This is a genomic window from Arthrobacter sp. 2762 (genome assembly GCF_040548745.1).
Lineage (GTDB): Bacteria > Actinomycetota > Actinomycetes > Actinomycetales > Micrococcaceae > Arthrobacter.
Window position 1 is genome coordinate 1 of sequence record NZ_JBEPSI010000013.1, and the last position, 16,748, is coordinate 16,748.

Annotated in this window: 17 protein-coding genes; 7 read left to right on the plus strand and 10 right to left on the minus strand. The window is 61.7% G+C overall.

Annotation, left to right across the window (positions count from 1 at the left end; translation table 11 throughout):
* Positions 1–203: 203 nt before the first annotated feature.
* On the plus strand, positions 204–965 hold the full coding sequence (locus ABIE18_RS19825; RefSeq protein ID WP_431119694.1) for a DUF4191 domain-containing protein: 762 nt from the start codon (positions 204–206) through the stop codon (positions 963–965).
* 139 nt (positions 966–1,104) lie between these two features.
* Here the strand turns inward: ABIE18_RS19825 and ABIE18_RS19830 are convergent, their stop codons facing one another.
* Positions 1,105–1,542, minus strand: a complete 438-nt coding sequence (locus ABIE18_RS19830) for an RDD family protein (protein ID WP_499724269.1) — start codon at positions 1,540–1,542, stop codon at positions 1,105–1,107.
* A gap of 325 nt (positions 1,543–1,867) precedes the next feature.
* Here ABIE18_RS19830 and glnA point away from each other — a divergent pair, with 325 nt between their 5' ends.
* Positions 1,868–3,292: a type I glutamate--ammonia ligase gene (gene glnA, locus ABIE18_RS19835; RefSeq protein ID WP_216923010.1), complete on the plus strand. Its 1,425-nt coding sequence runs from the start codon at positions 1,868–1,870 to the stop codon at positions 3,290–3,292.
* Between the two features lie 158 nt (positions 3,293–3,450).
* On the opposite strand, the gene ABIE18_RS19840 is transcribed toward glnA, so the two are convergent.
* From ABIE18_RS19840 to ABIE18_RS19860, 5 genes are all read right to left on the minus strand, one after another.
* Positions 3,451–3,804: a hypothetical protein gene (locus ABIE18_RS19840; RefSeq protein WP_499724270.1), complete on the minus strand. Its 354-nt coding sequence runs from the start codon at positions 3,802–3,804 to the stop codon at positions 3,451–3,453.
* A 572-nt stretch (positions 3,805–4,376) separates the two neighbouring features.
* Entirely contained in the window at positions 4,377–4,592 is a 216-nt protein-coding gene (locus tag ABIE18_RS19845; protein ID WP_431120185.1) for an AsnC family protein, read from the minus strand.
* A gap of 32 nt (positions 4,593–4,624) precedes the next feature.
* The gene (locus ABIE18_RS19850) at positions 4,625–5,182 is read right to left on the minus strand and encodes a GNAT family N-acetyltransferase (RefSeq protein ID WP_499724271.1); all 558 of its coding nucleotides are present in this window, start codon (positions 5,180–5,182) and stop codon (positions 4,625–4,627) included.
* Between the two features lie 12 nt (positions 5,183–5,194).
* Positions 5,195–8,206, minus strand: a complete 3,012-nt coding sequence (locus tag ABIE18_RS19855; protein WP_499724272.1) for a bifunctional [glutamine synthetase] adenylyltransferase/[glutamine synthetase]-adenylyl-L-tyrosine phosphorylase — start codon at positions 8,204–8,206, stop codon at positions 5,195–5,197.
* Positions 8,207–8,215: 9 nt separating this feature from the next.
* The gene (locus ABIE18_RS19860; protein ID WP_477516540.1) at positions 8,216–9,556 is read right to left on the minus strand and encodes a glutamine synthetase family protein; all 1,341 of its coding nucleotides are present in this window, start codon (positions 9,554–9,556) and stop codon (positions 8,216–8,218) included.
* Positions 9,557–9,744: 188 nt separating this feature from the next.
* Between ABIE18_RS19860 and panB the strand changes: the two genes are divergently transcribed.
* Positions 9,745–10,650 carry a 3-methyl-2-oxobutanoate hydroxymethyltransferase gene (gene panB / locus ABIE18_RS19865; protein ID WP_499724273.1) on the plus strand — a complete coding sequence of 302 codons (906 nt, stop codon included), beginning with the start codon at positions 9,745–9,747 and terminating at the stop codon, positions 10,648–10,650.
* Between the two features lie 25 nt (positions 10,651–10,675).
* Here panB and ABIE18_RS19870 read toward each other — a convergent pair whose 3' ends face one another.
* A complete protein-coding gene (locus ABIE18_RS19870) occupies positions 10,676–10,840 on the minus strand; it encodes an SPOR domain-containing protein (RefSeq protein ID WP_216922998.1) in 165 nt (54 codons plus the stop codon).
* Positions 10,841–10,949: 109 nt separating this feature from the next.
* Here ABIE18_RS19870 and map point away from each other — a divergent pair, with 109 nt between their 5' ends.
* From map to ABIE18_RS19885, 3 genes are all read left to right on the plus strand, one after another.
* Positions 10,950–11,828, plus strand: coding sequence for a type I methionyl aminopeptidase (gene map, locus ABIE18_RS19875; RefSeq protein WP_216922995.1), 879 nt, complete (start codon positions 10,950–10,952; stop codon positions 11,826–11,828).
* Positions 11,829–11,900: 72 nt separating this feature from the next.
* On the plus strand, positions 11,901–12,704 hold the full coding sequence (gene ppgK, locus ABIE18_RS19880; protein ID WP_275959816.1) for a polyphosphate--glucose phosphotransferase: 804 nt from the start codon (positions 11,901–11,903) through the stop codon (positions 12,702–12,704).
* Positions 12,705–12,711: 7 nt separating this feature from the next.
* On the plus strand, positions 12,712–13,479 hold the full coding sequence (locus ABIE18_RS19885) for an SDR family oxidoreductase (protein ID WP_499724274.1): 768 nt from the start codon (positions 12,712–12,714) through the stop codon (positions 13,477–13,479).
* Here the strand turns inward: ABIE18_RS19885 and nrdR are convergent.
* The 3 genes from nrdR to ABIE18_RS19900 form a co-directional block, all read right to left on the minus strand.
* On the minus strand, positions 13,476–13,997 hold the full coding sequence (gene nrdR / locus ABIE18_RS19890) for a transcriptional regulator NrdR (protein WP_499724275.1): 522 nt from the start codon (positions 13,995–13,997) through the stop codon (positions 13,476–13,478). The genes ABIE18_RS19885 and nrdR overlap by 4 nt on opposite strands.
* A 197-nt stretch (positions 13,998–14,194) precedes the next feature.
* Positions 14,195–15,568 (minus strand): histidinol dehydrogenase, encoded by a 1,374-nt coding sequence (gene hisD / locus ABIE18_RS19895; protein ID WP_499724276.1) that lies wholly within the window; start codon positions 15,566–15,568, stop codon positions 14,195–14,197.
* A gap of 4 nt (positions 15,569–15,572) precedes the next feature.
* Positions 15,573–16,103, minus strand: a complete 531-nt coding sequence (locus ABIE18_RS19900) for a hypothetical protein (RefSeq protein WP_499724277.1) — start codon at positions 16,101–16,103, stop codon at positions 15,573–15,575.
* Between the two features lie 115 nt (positions 16,104–16,218).
* Between ABIE18_RS19900 and ABIE18_RS19905 the strand changes: the two genes are divergently transcribed.
* Positions 16,219–16,719, plus strand: coding sequence for a flavin reductase family protein (locus ABIE18_RS19905; protein WP_416418636.1), 501 nt, complete (start codon positions 16,219–16,221; stop codon positions 16,717–16,719).
* Positions 16,720–16,748: the final 29 nt, after the last annotated feature.

The window sequence follows — 16,748 nt, forward strand, 5'->3', positions numbered from 1 at the left end:
GGGCTGGGAAATCCCCGCCGCCCTGGCCCACATCGAGTCCTCCGGCACCACCCGCCAGGAAGCCTCCACCATCCTCGCCGCCCACGCCTAAACCCTGGTCGGCAAACACTTCACAGCAATACCATGAAGCAATACCGAAGGGCCGGATGCCAAGCGTAATGGCGTCCGGTCCTTCGGCGTCCATCACGTAGAATTAAGGCACTATGGCGAATTCCTCTGATTCCAGCAAATCGACCCCCTCGGCCGACGCCCCCAAGCGTGGGCTGTTCCAGCGCAAGCCCAAGGAAGCCAAGGCCAAGAAGCCGAGCCAGCTGAAGCAGATCGCTGAAGTCTTCAAGATGACGCGGCGCAATGATCCCCAGGTTGTGTGGATCATGCTGCTGGCATTCCTGGCGGTAGTTGCCGTGGCCTTCCTCGTCGGCTACCTCCTGGAAAACTGGGTTACCGGCCTCATTATCGGTATTCCGCTGGGTCTCCTGGCCGCCGTTTTCATCCTCTCCCGTCGCGCAGAGAAGGCTGCCTTCGCGCAGATCGAAAACCAGCCTGGTGCTTCCGGCGCGGCCTTGGGTACTCTACGTCGCGGCTGGGTCACGCAGGACCAGCCTGTCGCGGTTAACCCCCGCACTCAGGACGCCGTATTCATGGCAATTGGTCGTCCCGGCGTCGTTTTGGTCAGTGAAGGTCCCACGCATCGCGTCAAGCCGTTGGTGGAAGCCGAGCGCAAGCGCCTCACGCGCATCCTGCCCAACGTCACCATCCACGTCCTGGAATCCGGTCGCGGCGAGGGCCAGGTGCCTTTGAACAAACTCGCCAAGACCATGGGCAAGATGAAGAACGAACTCACCAAGGTGGAGGTCAACGCTGTGTCCAAGCGCATCAACTCCCTTGGTACCCGCCTGCCGATCCCCAAGGGCATCGATCCCTACAAGGCCCGCCCGGACCGCAAAGCTGCACGCGGACGCTGATTGTCCGTAGGTGCTTGATTGCCCATACGAAAAACCGCCCCTGTCTCCTTCGAGGCAGGGGCGGTTTTTATTGGTCCATGCTTTTTTATTTGTGCTTGCTTGCTATGGGGTTGGTTCCAACCGGTGAGGACTGAAGACGCTACATCCGAATGAGGATGGTGTTCATGGCTTTATCGTGAAGTCCACGCTGATCCGGATCAAAGATGACGGCAGGGATAACCAGGCAGAGGAGCAAGGTACGCACCACAGCGGCCAGGGGGCCGGCGGGACCTCCCCCCAAGCGGACCACATGAATGCCGGCAATCCTGTGGCCGATGCTGTAGCCAAGAGTGCCGATCAGGAGAATCTGCTCCGCGGCAAAAATTGCGAGCGTTGCCCACTGGTTGCCGCCAAATGCGAAGTTGCTAATGACCAGTGCAATGGTCCAGTCGATCACGATGCCCAGGATTCGTCGCCCAGCACGTGCCATCGAGCCTGGTCCGGCCTCAGGAAGGCCGAGTCGCTCACCCGGGTATTTGGAGATGCCGGACGTGTCCGGCCCGCTCAGCCAGGAGCCTATGTCTTTTCGATCAACCACCCTCCAAGCCTAACGGCTGGCGGACGGACAGTCCGACGGCGAAGGCCGCCTTTCGTGCCTGCACCAGCGCATATATGGCGCCAAAGTGTTCGCCCACTGGACCCGCGTGGACCTGACACCGGAAAGCAGACTACCGTTTACACAACAGATCATTCTGTAACCTGCCCGAAACAATACTGACACTCCCGGGAAATCCCATCTCCCTAAGGTGGTATGAGTTGCTAGCCACCGCGGCAAGGGGAATTTTTTGTGTCTCCGGGCCTCCGGCATGGGCTGGCCCACGCGGCCTTCCGGGCCTGTTACTTGATATGCATAAGGAGCATAGATGTTCAAGACTGCGGACGAAGTCCTCAAGTTCATCAAAGACGAAGACGTCAAATTCGTCGATATCCGCTTCACCGACCTTCCGGGCGTCCAGCAGCACTTCAACGTGCCGGCGAAGAGCGTAGACCTCGACTTCTTCGTGAACGGTCAGCTCTTCGACGGATCTTCCATCCGCGGCTTCCAGGGCATCGCTGAGTCCGACATGCAGCTCATCCCGGATGTGACCTCGGCTTTCATCGACACATTCCGCATTGAGAAGACGCTTGCGCTGAACTTCTCCATCGTGAACCCCCGTACGGGCGACCCCTACCACCGCGACCCCCGTGGCGTAGCGGAGAAGGCTGAAGCGTACCTGGCTTCCACCGGTATCGCGGACACGGCTTTCTTTGCCCCCGAGGCCGAGTTCTTCGTCTTCGACAACATCCAGTACCAGTCCTCCCCGCAGGGCAGCTTCTACAAGATCGACTCTGAAGAAGCCCACTGGAACACCGGCCGCAAGGAAGAGGGCGGAAACCTCGGCTACAAGACCCCCGTCAAGGGCGGTTACTTCCCGGTTTCCCCTACCGACAAGCAGGCTGACCTCCGCGACGCCATGTGCGTTGAACTGGACAAGGCCGGCCTCGAGGTCGAGCGCTCCCACCACGAAGTTGGCTCCGCCGGCCAGGCAGAGATCAACTACAAGTTCACCACGCTGACTGCAGCTGCTGACGACCTCCAGAAGTTCAAGTACGTCATCAAGAACACTGCAGACGCATGGGGCAAGTCCGTAACCTTCATGCCGAAGCCGGTCTTCGGTGACAACGGCTCGGGCATGCACTGCCACCAGTCGCTCTGGAGCAACGGCGACCCGCTGTTCTACGACGAAAAGGGCTACGCTGGCCTCTCCGACACCGCCCGCTGGTACATCGGCGGCCTGCTGAAGCACTCCTCGGCAGTCCTCGCATTCACCAACCCGACGGTCAACTCGTACCGCCGCCTGGTCAAGGGATTCGAAGCTCCGGTCAACATGGTGTACTCGCAGGGCAACCGCTCCGCTGGTATCCGTATCCCGATCACGGGCTCCAACCCGAAGGCCAAGCGCATCGAATTCCGCGCTCCGGACCCCTCGTCCAACCCGTACCTGGCCTTCGCTGCCCAGCTGATGGCTGGCATTGACGGCATCCGCAACCGCATCGAGCCCCCGGCTCCCATCGACAAGGACCTCTACGAGCTCCCGGCCGAGGAAGCCAAGGACATCCCCAAGGCTCCGGGTTCCCTGGAAGAAGCCCTCGAGGCCCTGCGCGAGGACAACGAGTTCCTGCAAGCTGGCGGTGTCTTCACCCAGGACCTGATCGATACTTGGATTGAATACAAGTACGAGAATGAGATTCGCCCGCTGTCACTGCGCCCGAACCCGTATGAGTTCGAGCTCTACTACGGCGTCTAGCAACACCGGCGGCTAAACCACGTTTAGTCTGCACAGAACCCACCGAGGTTCCCGGTTAAGAAAGGCCGGCAACAGGTTTGTACCTGTTGCCGGCCTTTCTTTTTGCTGTCGCTGCCGCCCTAGTCTGCAAGAGCCGTTAGGCTGTGGCGAACTTCGATCTATTCGGATTCCTTGCCCTGATCACGGTCCCGGATGTTTTTTCCGAACTCGTCCAGCTTCTCCCTGACGGCCTTCGCGGCATCCGCAAGACCCTTTTCCGCAGTGCTCAGGGGATCCAATTGAAGGTAGACGTGCTGATCGATCGGGAGATCGTACTCGTCCTTCAAATGCGTGCCGCCGGAGACGCCATCGAGCGACAAATATACAAGCGCCTCAGTTCTTGCGATGCCCGCGATCGTCCCGAAGACAACCGTGAAATCGTTGGGCTGAAAGCTAATGGATTGACCCACGTGACGCCGATCCAACTCTCCAGCAGGCATAGCCTTCTCAAACGAACTTCCGTTGTATTCCATGTACTTCTCCTAAGCATCGAGAGTAGTTACGGAACCGAGTCTATAAGGCTTTCCAACGGACGAACCAGCACCTTGCCTTTGGTCTTTAGTGCCTGGTTTTTGGGACTTCACCGGGTTGCTGTGGGGCGGCGCAGTCCGCGCAAAACACCCGATCGGTTTCTTCACCGCAGCACTGACAGCGGTGAACCAGTGCCGCTTGTTCAATCACATAGGTTGTCATAGCAAATATGGTGCCTACCAGAGGCAGGTCAGGGCACGAGTAGTGTGTACTCGTTTTTTACCCTTGCGGCACAGCCAACTACTTGGTTTCGAAAAGCCCCTGCGCTCCCCCATCATCTTGCCGCCACTCGGCGTCTGTAAAAGTGGCGAAGCAGCGCCGGCACGCATAGACGTCGCCGCGGCCATGCCGGGAAGACCAGTGCGGCCCCGCCTGCTCACACCGGAAGCACGACGCATCTGAGAAGGGTGCCCCCTCCGAATCCCGCCTGACTGTCACGCGAGAATCCTAAGGGACACCATGCCCGGACGAACAGACCCCAAGGGATCCCCGGCGCTGGTCGGCCGGACTGGTCCTACTGCTTCCCGTACTTTTTATGTACCGCCTGCTTGGTCACGCCGAGGCAAAGTGCGATTGCCTCCCACGACAAACCGGACTGCCTGGCTGCGCGTACAAGGGAAGCCTCAGCCCTGCCAACTTCCTTGTGAAGTTCAGCTACGGCATACAGCGCCTCCGCGGGCCCCATGCCATCCATCGACCCAACAAGTGTTTTCATTCTGTCCACCTCCATGGCGTCAACCATAGTTGACGCCATGGAGGTCGTCAACTATGGTTGACCGCACTTCCCCCCGAGGGCGAAACGCGGGCATCGTCAAAGGCCTTGTACATGATGCGTTGAGGGCCGGAGTTGCCACCAAGGTAGCGGCCAGCGTCCACAAAGCCAGCTTTTGCATAGGCTCCAATGGCCGCAGGGTTGCGCTCATTGACAGAAAGCACGACGCCGGCCTGGCCGCCACCCCGCCTGACCGTCAGTTTGCGGGCCTCGTCTATCGCAGCCCCCGCGGCCAGCGTCCCGAGGCCCCGCCCCTGGCATTTCGAGTCGATAAGGAATCCCCTGAGAAGCCACGCCGAATCGTCGTTCGGCCACCCCGCAAGGCTCGCGGCCCCGGTTTGGAGGGTCAGCACTCCCACCCCCACCCCTTCGGACTCAATCACATAGGGCAACCGGGACTCCTCTTCCAGGCTGATGAGCATCATGCGCAGGGGGTCTCCCACAAAATCACGCTGCGCTTGCTCCACCGCCATTTCCGCCACCGCCCCCAACTGAATGGCGCGCGCGTCATCGTCCAGCAGCTTGAGCGGAATAAGCCAGATACTCATCACCAGCCGGCCTCAGTTACCGTAGAACTCTTTTTCGAAGACAGCCCGGGCACGGCGGCTAAGGCGCAGGTAGTCCTCCTCGAACTGTCCTGCGGCCCCGGGCGCGTAGCCGCACCAACGCGCCACAGCTTCAAGGTCCCTCCGCGACGATGGAAGTACATCCGAGGCCCGGCCTGTCACGATGACGTTTGCCGAGCGGATACGGCTGGCGAGCTTCCATGCCTCCCGTAAGAGTCCGGCGTCGTCCTTGTCAACAAGCCCAAGGGTCTCGGCCGCGGCAAGTGCCTCCAACGTGGACGTAGTGCGCAATGCAGGCTGCTTGCCCGCATGCTGCAGCTGGATGAGCTGGACAAGCCATTCAACATCGCTCAATCCACCGCGGCCAAGCTTCACGTGCCGGGCCGGATCAGCGCCACGAGGCAGCCGCTCCGATTCCACGCGCGCCTTGATGCGCCTGATTTCCCTGACATCCTGTTCGGAGAGCTCAGCGGGGTAGCGGATGGGATCAATAAGCTGAAGGAAGTCCACTGCCAGGACGTCTGAACCGGCCATGGGACGCGCCCGCAGCAGCGCCTGCGCTTCCCATATCAGTGACCACCGGCGGTAGTACTCGGCGTAGGACTCCAAAGACCGGACCATGGCGCCGTTCTTGCCTTCGGGCCGCAGGTCTGCGTCCACCATCAAGACCCGCTCTGCCATGATGGCGGGCTTGAGCGGTTGGGTAAGGAGGCTGGAGACCTTGGCGACTATCGCCGTCGCCTGCTCCTGCGCTTCCTCATCGGTGAATCCAGGCCGGGCACGATGAACGTACACGACGTCGGCGTCTGAGCCGTAGCCGATCTCACGGCCACCCTGGCGGCCCATCGCCACCACCAGAACCTCGGTTTTCAGGGGATCAGACTGGGTAGCGATGGCTTCGGCCACATGCAGGGCTCCGAGCACGGCCGCCCGGTCTGTTTCGGCCAACGCCAGTCCCACGGCGTCCTGGTCAAGCAAACCGGCACTATCGGCAATCGCGGTCCGCAGAATCTCCCGGCGCCGGATCAACCGGATGAGGCGCATGGCACTCTCGGGATCCGGGTGCCGGGACAATTTGGACCGGATTTCCTGCCATTGCGCCTCAAAGGGGATGGGAGCCAGGTCCTTGTCGCTGCCAAGCCACGCCACGGACTCCGGTGAGACTTCCAGGAGGTCCGAAATGAGCCGGGAATTGGCAAGTACCTGGCAAAGGCGTTCGGCTGCCGCCTGGGAATCACGAAGCATCCCCAAATACCAGTGCGTGGTGCCCAATGCTTCGCTGACCCTTCGGAAGGCAAGGAGCCCGGCGTCAGGATCCACCCCTTCGGCAAGCCAGCCAAGAAGAATGGGCAACAGCTGCCGCTGCAGTGCCGCACGTCGGCTTACACCGGCAGTCAGCGCCTCAATGTGACGCATTGCGCCCTTGGGGTCGAGGTAGCCGAGGGCGGCAAGACGGCCCTGGGCTGCTTCCGGGCTCAGTTTGGCATCTTCGCTGCTGAGTTTCGCCGCGGTGTTGAGCAGCGGCCGGTAGAAAATACGCTCGTGCAGTTCCCGAACGGACCGCTTGGTCTTCTGCCAGGTGGCCATCAGCTGGTCAGGATGGGGGCGTTCAAGCGAGAAAGGCCCCAGGACAGCCTTCGCCAGCACCCGCTGGGCATCCTCCGCCACTGGCATGAGGTGGGTTCGGCGCAACTGGAACAACTGAATCCGGTGCTCCAGAAGCCGAAGATAGCGATACGCGTTGTCGAAACCAGCTGCATCGGCACGTCCGATGTAGCCGCCGACGGACAATGCCGCGATGGCCGAGGTGGTGTCGCGGCAGCGAAGCGACTCGTCCGATTTGCCGTGAACCAGCTGCAACAACTGCACAGTGAATTCGACGTCGCGCAGCCCGCCACGCCCAAGTTTGATCTGCCGCTGTTCCTCGGCGGCCGGAATGTAGTCCGTGACCCGGCGCCTCATGGCCTGGACGGATTCGACGAAGCCATCACGGCCGGCGGACGCCCACACTAGTGGCTCCACGGCCTTTTCATAGCGCTGCCCCAGTTCCCGGTCACCGGCAATGGTTCGGGCCTTCAACAACGCCTGGAATTCCCAGCTCTCGGCCCATCGGGCGTAATAGCTCAGGTGTGAGGGGAGGGTCCGCACCAACGGCCCGGATTTTCCTTCCGGGCGAAGGTTGGGGTCCACTTCCCACAAACCCGGCTCAGGCGCGGATGAGGAAATCGCCCGCGAGATGCCGGACGCCAGGGCGGTCCCGATGGTCGCGGCGCGGGCGTCGTCCAAGTCCTCTGCCTCGATGACGTAAATGACGTCGACGTCGGAAATGTAGTTAAGTTCGCGGGCACCACACTTGCCCATGCCAATGACTGCGAGTCCGACGTCGGCCACCTCCGAGGCGTCGAACTGGGCGGCCGCCTCGGCCCGGGAAACGGCAAGGGCAGCTTCGATGGCGGCACCAGCGAGATCGGCGAGCTCTGCACCCACGGCGGGCATGAAGTCCTGCGGCGACGCAGCACAGAGGTCCTTGATGGCAAGCTCTGTTAGCCCACGGCGGTACGCCGTCCGCAAGGCCGCGTACGCCGGAAGCCCCGTCAACCCAGCCACTGGACGCTGCGCGCCTGGCTCTGCCTTAACCGAACGAAGAAGCAGGGACCTGAGCTCTTCGCTTGATGCCGGGAGTGGCTCCGGGCTGACCCGGGCGTCAAAAACATCCAGATGCTCCGGCCTGCGCATGAGGAATTCACCCAGCGCCTCCGATGCCCCCAACAGCCGGTACAGGGATTCGCTCGTGTCCGGGTCAGCGCCCGCCAACTTCTTGAGGCCGGGGTTCTTCTCAATCAGCCGGACGAGTGATTGCAACGCGGTATCCGGGCTCGCCGCCAAGGAGAGCCCAGCGAACAGGGCATCCTGTTCGATGCCTTCCAGTTCCGGGGCAGCAAGAAAACGCTCGCCCTTTTCCAGGTCACTGAATCCGGCTGAGATGAGCCGACGTGCAAGGCTCATTGGCCCTGCCTACAGAATGCCGAGGTTGCGCTGCAGCTCGTACGGCGTGACCTGGAGGCGGTAGTCCTGCCATTCCGCGCGCTTGTTGCGCAGGAAGTGTTCGAAGACCTGCTCACCCAGGATCTGGGCCACCAGTTCCGATTCCTCCATGGCACGGATGGCATCGTGGAGGCTGGCCGGCAGCGGAGCGTGGCCCATGGCTTTGCGTTCTGCCGTGGTCAGCGACCAAACGTCATCTTCGGCAGCTGCCGGAAGTTCGTAGCCTTCCTCGATACCCTTCAAACCGGCACCCAAAAGGACGGCATAGGCCAGGTACGGGTTGGTTGCGGAGTCGATGCCGCGGTACTCGATGCGCGCCGACTGGCCCTTGCCGGGCTTGTACAACGGCACGCGCACCAGAGCGGAGCGGTTGTTGTGGCCCCAGCTCAGATAGCTCGGTGCTTCACCGCCGCCCCAGAGCCGCTTATAGGAGTTGACGAACTGGTTGGTGACCGCCGTGAATTCGGGAGCGTGCTTGAGGATGCCGGCGATGAATTGGCGGGCCGTCTTGGACAGCTGGAACTCCGCGCCGGCTTCAAAGAATGCGTTGGTATCGCCCTCGAAGAGCGAGAAGTGCGTGTGCATTCCGGAGCCGGGGTGGTCCGTAAACGGCTTCGGCATGAACGTGGCATACGTGCCCTGCTGCAGGGCAACTTCCTTGATGACCGTGCGGAAGGTCATGATGTTGTCCGCAGTCTGCAGGGCATCCGCGTAACGCAGGTCAATCTCGTTCTGGCCCGGGCCGCCCTCGTGGTGGCTGAACTCCACCGAGATACCCACCGATTCCAGCATGGTCACCGCGGTACGCCGGAAGTCCTGCGCAACACCACCGGGGACATGGTCGAAGTAGCCGCCTTCATCAACCGGGACCGGCGCACCGTTGGGGCCAAGCTCCTTTGACTTCAGCAGGTAAAACTCGATTTCGGGGTGCGTGTAGCAGGTGAAACCCATATCGGCGGCCTTGGCAAGGGTCCGCTTAAGGACGTTGCGGGGATCCGCTGCTGACGGCTCGCCGTCCGGTGTCAGAATGTCGCAGAACATCCTGGACGTTTGCTCGGTCTCACCGCGCCAAGGCAGGATCTGGAAGGTTGAGGGGTCCGGCTGTGCCAGCATGTCCGACTCAAAAACCCGCGCGAGGCCCTCGATCGCCGAGCCATCGAATCCCAGGCCCTCTTCGAAGGCACCTTCGACTTCAGCCGGCGCAAGTGCCACGGACTTCAGCGAACCCACGACGTCGGTGAACCACAAGCGTACGAAGCGCACGTCACGCTCCTCGATCGTCCGCAGAACGAACTCTTGCTGGCGGTCCATAGGGCCTCTTTTCCGGTTCGGTGTCCATGCCGCAGTTCCCATCATTGAAGCCACGGCAGCTCAGACTTCACTCTACTAAGCATTCGGTGGGAATGCCGCCGCAGTAGCTGCGCGTAACACAGCGTTTACAAACAGTGACCCTTGGCACACTGCTGGCAGGCGTCGTCGGCACGGCTTAGGCTCTATCCATGGCCCCAAGCAACCTTCCTGAGTCCACCACGCCCGCCGAAGTCCCCGCGCCGTATGGCACCGGCCCCGCGGCGTCAGTCCAGGCACCGCCAGGGGGCGCCAAGAAGCAGGTCAGCAGGGTGCGCATTCATCACCTTCAGCAGGCCAAGGACAACGGCGAGCACTTCGCCATGCTCACCGCCTACGAGCAATACACCGCCGAGATCTTCGACCAAGCAGGCATCGAAGTACTCCTGGTGGGCGACTCCGCCTCGAACAACGTCTTCGGCAATGAGACCAGCCTTCCGGTCACCGTGGACGAGCTGCTGCCCCTGTGCCGGGCGGTAAGCCGTTCAGCCAAGCGCGCCCTCGTCCTGGCGGACCTGCCATTTGGCAGCTACGAGGTTTCAACCGAGCAGGCAGTCGCCACAGGTGTCCGTTTCCTCAAGGAAGGATTGGCCCACGCCGTCAAGATCGAAGGCTCTGCCTACTATGCAGAGACTGTGAAGGCCATGGTCCAGGCAGGCATTCCTGTCATGGCCCACATTGGGTTCACTCCCCAAAGTGAACATTCCCTGGGTGGCTACCGGGTCCAGGGCAGGGGCGATGACGCCCAGCGGCTGATCGAGGACGCAGTGGCCTTGCAGGACGCAGGCGCCTTCAGCGTCCTCATGGAAATGGTGCCCGCGGATACTGCTGCTGCCGTCGATGCCGCGTTGCGCGTACCGACCGTAGGCATCGGAGCGGGCAAGAGCACCACCGGCCAAGTGCTGGTCTGGCAAGACATGGCTGGACTGAGAGGGGGCAAGATGGCGAAGTTCGTCAAGCAGTATGCAGACCTTCGCACCACGCTCACTGACGCCGCCGCGGCCTTTGGAGAGGACGTCAGGTCCGGGGAATTCCCCGGACCTGAGCATTCCTTCTAGCTATGTCCTGGGCGTGCCAGTACAGCTAGTCGTCGTCCTGGGCGTCCCAGGCATCGTTGCGTTGCTTGACCTTTTCCAGCGCGTGCTCGGCTTCTTCCCTGGTCTTGTAAGGGCCAATCAGCTGTGTCCAATCGGACATGGCGTCCTCTTCGATCTCATGCGTCTTGACGTTGTACCAGTACTCCGTCACGTCTCCTCCTCGTCCCGTTTGCCCTCAAACGCGTAACGTTGGCGTCAGTCACGTGGGCCCAGCCGCGCTTTGTTACTTGCGTCTCTTGTGTGCCTTATATGATCAATCTATGCCTTCTCTTGCTTCGACCGCACCCATCGGCACGCTCACTCCGGGAATCATCAGCCCTGAACGGCCCGTCCCGGCGTCGATCCCCCGCCCCGAGTACGTCGGCAAGAAGGCACCCAGCAAGTTCACCGGCTCCGAAGTGAAGTCAGCGGAGACCATCGAGAAGATCCGTATCGCCAGCAGGATTGCTGCCCAGGCCATCGTTGAAGTTGGCAAGCACATCCAGCCTGGCGTGACGACGGACCAGTTGGACAAGATTGGCCATGAGTTCCTTGTGGACCACAATGCCTACCCATCCACGCTGGGCTACCGGGGCTTCCCGAAGTCCCTCTGCTCTTCCCTCAATGAAGTTATCTGCCACGGCATCCCCGATTCCACGGTGGTTCAGGATGGGGACATCCTGAACATTGACATCACCGCATTCATCGGCGGAGTGCATGGAGATACGAATTACACTTTCCTGGTTGGCGACGTGGACGAGGAATCCCGTTTGCTGGTTGAGCGTACGCAGGAGTCGCTCAACCGGGCCATCAAGGCCGTGGCCCCGGGCCGCGAAATCAACGTAATCGGCCGCGCGATCCAGTCCTACGCCAAGCGCTTCGGCTATGGCGTGGTGCGGGATTTCACTGGCCACGGTGTTGGTGAGGCGTTCCACACAGGCCTCATCATTCCGCATTACGACGCAGCCCCGGCGTACAACACCGTGATCGAGGCAGGCATGGTCTTCACCATCGAACCCATGCTGACCCTTGGCACGATCGAATGGGATATGTGGTCCGACGACTGGACCGTTGTTACCAGGGACCACAAGCGCACGGCCCAATTCGAGCACACCCTGCTGGTCACCGAGACCGGCGCGGAAATCCTGACCCTTCCCTAGCTTTCCGGAAGGTCCATCGCAGCCCCGGGCGGCTGCGCCATGCCCACCCCTCCTGCCATGATCGGAATTGCATTGTCCAAGAAGGATGAGAAGACCCACAAGAACGCTCCGCTGATCGGAATCGACATCGGCGGCACGGGCATCAAAGGCGGCATCGTCGACCTCAAGAAGGGCAAGTTGATCGGCGAACGCTTCCGGGTTCCCACGCCGCAGCCGGCCACCCCCGAAGCAGTTGCCGAAGTTGTGGCAGAGATCGTCGAAGAACTTTCCAGCCGCCCCGACGCCCCTGCCGCGGATTCCCCCGTGGGTGTCACGTTCCCGGGCATCATCCAGCACGGCGTGGTCAACTCTGCCGCAAATGTGGACAAGTCCTGGCTGGGCACCGACATCGACAAGAAGTTTACTGAACGACTGGGCCGTCCCGTCGAAGTCATCAACGATGCCGACGCCGCAGGTCTCGCAGAGGCCCGCTATGGCGCAGGCGAGGGCGTGGACGGCACCGTCCTGGTCATCACGCTTGGCACCGGAATCGGCTCCGCCTTCATCTTCAACGGTCAATTGGTTCCCAACGCCGAGCTCGGCCACCTTGAGGTGGACGGATTCGACGCCGAAACCAAGGCTTCAGCCGTGGCCCGCGAACGCGATGGCTTGAGCTGGGACGAATACGGCGTCCTGCTCAACCGCTACCTGCAGCACGTCGAGTTCCTGTTCTCCCCCGAACTTTTCATTATCGGCGGCGGCATCTCCAAGCGCTCGGATGAATACTTCCCGCACCTGCAATTGCGCACCAACATAGTCACCGCCAAGTTGAAGAACGACGCCGGCATCGTGGGCGCCGCCCTTGAGGTCGCCTTGCACCACAAACTCGCCAAGTAGCCGCGAAGTGACTGTGGACAACGACGCCATAGCTGGAATCGCGATCGTAACGGGCGCCAGCCGCGGAATTGGAGCGGCAGTTGCAAACGCGGCGGCACGTTCCGGCTATGGCGTCGTGGTCAACTACTCCCTGGATGCCGAGGGTGCTGATGCGGTGGTCAAGGACATCCAGGCACAAGGGGGCAAGGCGGTGGCCGTGCAGGGCGACGTCAGCCAGCCCGCCGACGTCGGGCGTCTGTTCGACGCAGCCGCAGCCTGGGGTCCGGTAACAGCGGTCATCAACAATGCGGCCATTACGGGCAATCTGATTGGAACGCTGGCCGACGTGCCTGCAGAGACAGTGCAGCGCGTCATGGATGTGAACGTCGCCGGCTTGATCTTCATGTGCCAGGAAGCAGTCCGAAGACTATCTATCGACCACGGCGGTTCGGGTGGTTCCATCATCAACATTTCCTCGACAGCAACAAAGGCCGGTTCCCCCGGGACATGGGTTCACTATGCGGCGTCGAAAGGTGCCGTGGACGTTTTGACCGTGGGCCTGGCAGCGGAAGTGGCAAAGCAGGGCATTCGTGTCAACGCCGTAGCTCCCGGCAGCACCAACACCGGGCTTCACGCAGCTGCAGGAATGCCCGACCGCGTCGAGAGGCTCAATCCGACCATTCCCATGGGCCGGGGCGCTGAACCTGAAGAGGTGGCAGCGGCTGTGATGTGGCTAATGTCCGGCGAGGCCGGCTACATTACTGGAGCAGTCCTCCCCGTATCCGGCGGCCGCTAGAGCTGGCTTCTCTCGGAGCCTTTAGCTTCCTTGGCCCCGGCTTTGGCTTGCGTCCCGGCTTTGGCGTGGGCCTGTGCCTCATGCCGTAGCAAGGATATTGCGGATTCGAAGTCTTCGAGCGACTCAAATGCTTGATAGACGCTCGCGAACCGCAGGTACGCCACCTCATCCAGTTTCCGCAACGGACCGAGAATGGCCAGGCCTACTTCGTGGGCGTCGATTTCAGCGGCACCCGAAGAGCGGATGTTCTCCTCGACTTCCTGCGCCAGCATGGCGAGATCGTCTTCGGTGACAGGGCGGCCTTGGCACGCTTTCCGCACACCGCTGATGACTTTGATGCGGCTGAACGGCTCCCCGACTCCTGAACGCTTGATGACGGACAGACTGGTGGTTTCCACCGTGGTGAAGCGTCGCCCGCACTCAGGGCATTGCCGGCGGCGCCGGATGGAAGTTCCGTCGTCGGCCATGCGGCTGTCAACGACGCGCGAGTCAGGATTCCGGCAGAACGGACAGTACACGCTGGGCCTCCCCTGATCAGCTCCGGCCCGCGTTCTTCCGGCAGGGTGCCGAAAACGCAAAGGTGCCGGAAGATTCTCTTCCGGCACCAGTTTACGTTCCATGACACTGTAATGACAAGCTTGTAATTACTACATGTAGTGGTGTTGACCCGTATATGTTGTGGTCAGGTCCCGTTCAGCGTGTGGTGGTTTCGATGTCAGCTTCGCCCGCTGAAGCGGATCCTGACCGCATCCCCATGGCCTGGAAGATCCTCGGCCCCAGCCAAACTCACGATGTGGCCACTCACCTGCTCCAGAGCCGCACGGTTGTAATTGATGACCTGCACTGCGCGCAGGAAGGTGGTGACGTTCAGCCCCGAGGAGAAGGCAGCGGTACCGCTGGTGGGAAGCACGTGATTGGACCCTGCACAATAATCGCCAAGGCTCACGGGACTGTAGTCCCCCACGAAAATGGCGCCTGCGTTGCGGATCCGCGCCGCCACCGCCGGTGCGTCCGCCGTCATGATCTCAAGGTGCTCAGCGGCGTAGGCATTGCACACCGCAATCCCCTGTTCCAGGTCATCCACCAGCACTACACCCGATTGCGGACCCGAGAGTGCCTCAAGGACGCGTGCGCTGTGCTTCGTGGCGGCTGCTTGGCGTGCCAATTCACCCACGACGGCGTCCGCCAAGTCAGCGGAGTCCGTCACCAGGACAGAGGCGGCCTTGGGATCGTGCTCGGCCTGGCTGATGAGATCCGCAGCCACCAGCGCGGGCTGGGCAGTGGCATCGGCCAGGATAGCGATCTCGGTAGTTCCTGCCTCGGAATCGATGCCAACGACTCCCTTCACCAGCCTCTTGGCAGTGGCGACGAAGATATTGCCAGGCCCCGTGACGAGATCCACAGGCTCAATAGGAGGTACTCCCTCCGAACCGGGGATGCCGTAGGCAAACGAAATGATTGCCTGGGCACCGCCAATTGCGTAGACCTCATCGATTCCCAGCAGCGCTGCCGCCGCCAGGATGGTTGGGTGCGGGAGGCCGCCGAAGTCCTTTTGAGGCGGCGAAGCCAGGGCGATGGATTCGACACCTGCAGCAACGGCCGGAACAACGTTCATGATCACGGAGGAGGCCAGGGGCGCGAGGCCACCCGGGACATACAGCCCAACACGCCCCACGGGAATCCAGTTCTGGCTGACAACCGCGCCATCAGCCAAAGCGACGTCAACATTGGCTGGACGCTGCTGATCGGCGAACTGCCTGGCCCGGCTGATCGACTCTTCCAGCGCGGCGCGGACAGTGGGATCAATGTCAGCCAGGGCCTTGGCCAGTGCCTCCGCCGGTACGCGCGGGTGGGACTGTTCAACGCCGTCGAAGTTCCTTGCAAGTTCAGTCAGAGCGGCAAAACCGCGGCTGCGGACGGCTCCCATAATGTCCAGCACCCTCTGCTCCGCATCTGCCACCGTCTGATGCTTCGCCCTGGGTACCGCAGCGCGCAGCTCAGCCAGCGAGAGGTGGCGGCCGCGGAAATCGATACTGCGGAAATTCAAGGACGCAGCGGCAGGGGCGGAGGTATCCGAAGAAGTGGTCACCCGGCTATTTTACGGGCTTCCTGGAAAGAACCCCGAACAGCGCAAGTACGAACGTCACGAAGGCGATAGCGCCGGGCCACAAGACGAGGACAGCGTAGGAGCGAAGGGTGAAACCGTAGTCCGCACCCAGGGAAGGGTCCGGAGCGGGACCCCATAGCTGCGCTGCAAGCAAGCCCACCACCCAGGCAACCGCTGCGCCGGCCGCGCCCCCTGCCAGCGCCAACGCCAACCGCCTGCCGATCCCAGTCCCCTGGAGCTTTCCGTCGAGCATGAGACCGGTGACACACCCTGCCACCAACATCAGCCCGGCAAGGACCAAGTCGCGCGGCAACCACGAATCAGGGTTTGCAGGATTTGCCAGTTCGGGGTTGCCCGATACCAGGTTTCCCCCGCCCGGCGCCAGGATCCACCAAAGAATGCCTATGACTACCCCCGCCGCCGCAGGCAGGACAAGCCACAGGGCGTCCCGCGAACGCCAGCGAGTTGCGGCGTCGGGCTGGACTTCCGCGGGAACGTGCACAGTGGGCTCAGTCATGGAACTCACATTAACAAAGGTTCACGTGTGCTCATTAAAATGGAGAAGTGGGGCACAGGGAGGAATACCCTGAGAGGAAGACGCCCCCGACCCCAGTTCCAGGAGATTCATCAACGTGGCAAGCGAACTATCCGGCTTCGAAAAGACGTTCAGGGAAATGTTTCGCCGCCATGCCGCCGGGGTGGCCATCATCACAGCCAACCTGAATGGCAAGCCCTTCGGCTTCACTGCCACTTCCGTTGCATCCTTGTCCGCCGAACCGCCACGTTTCACCTTCAACATGGCCCGAAGCTCAAGTTCCTGGCCCGCCATCGCCAATGCCAACTACATTGGCGTGCACATGCTCGGACTGGAGAACCAGGCGCTGGCAGATCGCTTCGCCAAGACGCGGGACCGTTTCGAAGGAGACCACTGGGAGCCAGGTCCGTACGATGTCCCCATCCTCAAGGACGTCGCAGGTTGGCTGGTGGGAAAGATCCAAATGCGGTTGTCGTTTGAAAACAACGCTGTGGTGGTCGTGGAGGTCGTGGATGGCCAGGTGGGCGACGACGGCGCTCCCCTGCTCTATCACGGTGGCGGCTACAGCCAGCCGAGGCCGCTGGACTACGAAATCTAGCCTTCTCCAGGATTCCGGCCTTCCAGTGC

Coding starts and splice junctions, on each gene's coding strand:
- glnA (WP_216923010.1), top strand. CDS start 1,868: ATGTTCAAGACTGCGGACGAAGTCCTCAAGTTCATCAAAGACGAAGAC.
- ABIE18_RS19860 (WP_477516540.1), bottom strand. CDS start 9,556: ATGGACCGCCAGCAAGAGTTCGTTCTGCGGACGATCGAGGAGCGTGAC.
- ABIE18_RS19900 (WP_499724277.1), bottom strand. CDS start 16,103: ATGACTGAGCCCACTGTGCACGTTCCCGCGGAAGTCCAGCCCGACGCC.
- ABIE18_RS19850 (WP_499724271.1), bottom strand. CDS start 5,182: ATGAGTATCTGGCTTATTCCGCTCAAGCTGCTGGACGATGACGCGCGC.
- ABIE18_RS19840 (WP_499724270.1), bottom strand. CDS start 3,804: ATGGAATACAACGGAAGTTCGTTTGAGAAGGCTATGCCTGCTGGAGAG.
- panB (WP_499724273.1), top strand. CDS start 9,745: ATGGCCCCAAGCAACCTTCCTGAGTCCACCACGCCCGCCGAAGTCCCC.
- ABIE18_RS19845 (WP_431120185.1), bottom strand. CDS start 4,592: ATGGAGGTGGACAGAATGAAAACACTTGTTGGGTCGATGGATGGCATG.
- ABIE18_RS19825 (WP_431119694.1), top strand. CDS start 204: ATGGCGAATTCCTCTGATTCCAGCAAATCGACCCCCTCGGCCGACGCC.
- map (WP_216922995.1), top strand. CDS start 10,950: ATGCCTTCTCTTGCTTCGACCGCACCCATCGGCACGCTCACTCCGGGA.
- ABIE18_RS19855 (WP_499724272.1), bottom strand. CDS start 8,206: ATGAGCCTTGCACGTCGGCTCATCTCAGCCGGATTCAGTGACCTGGAA.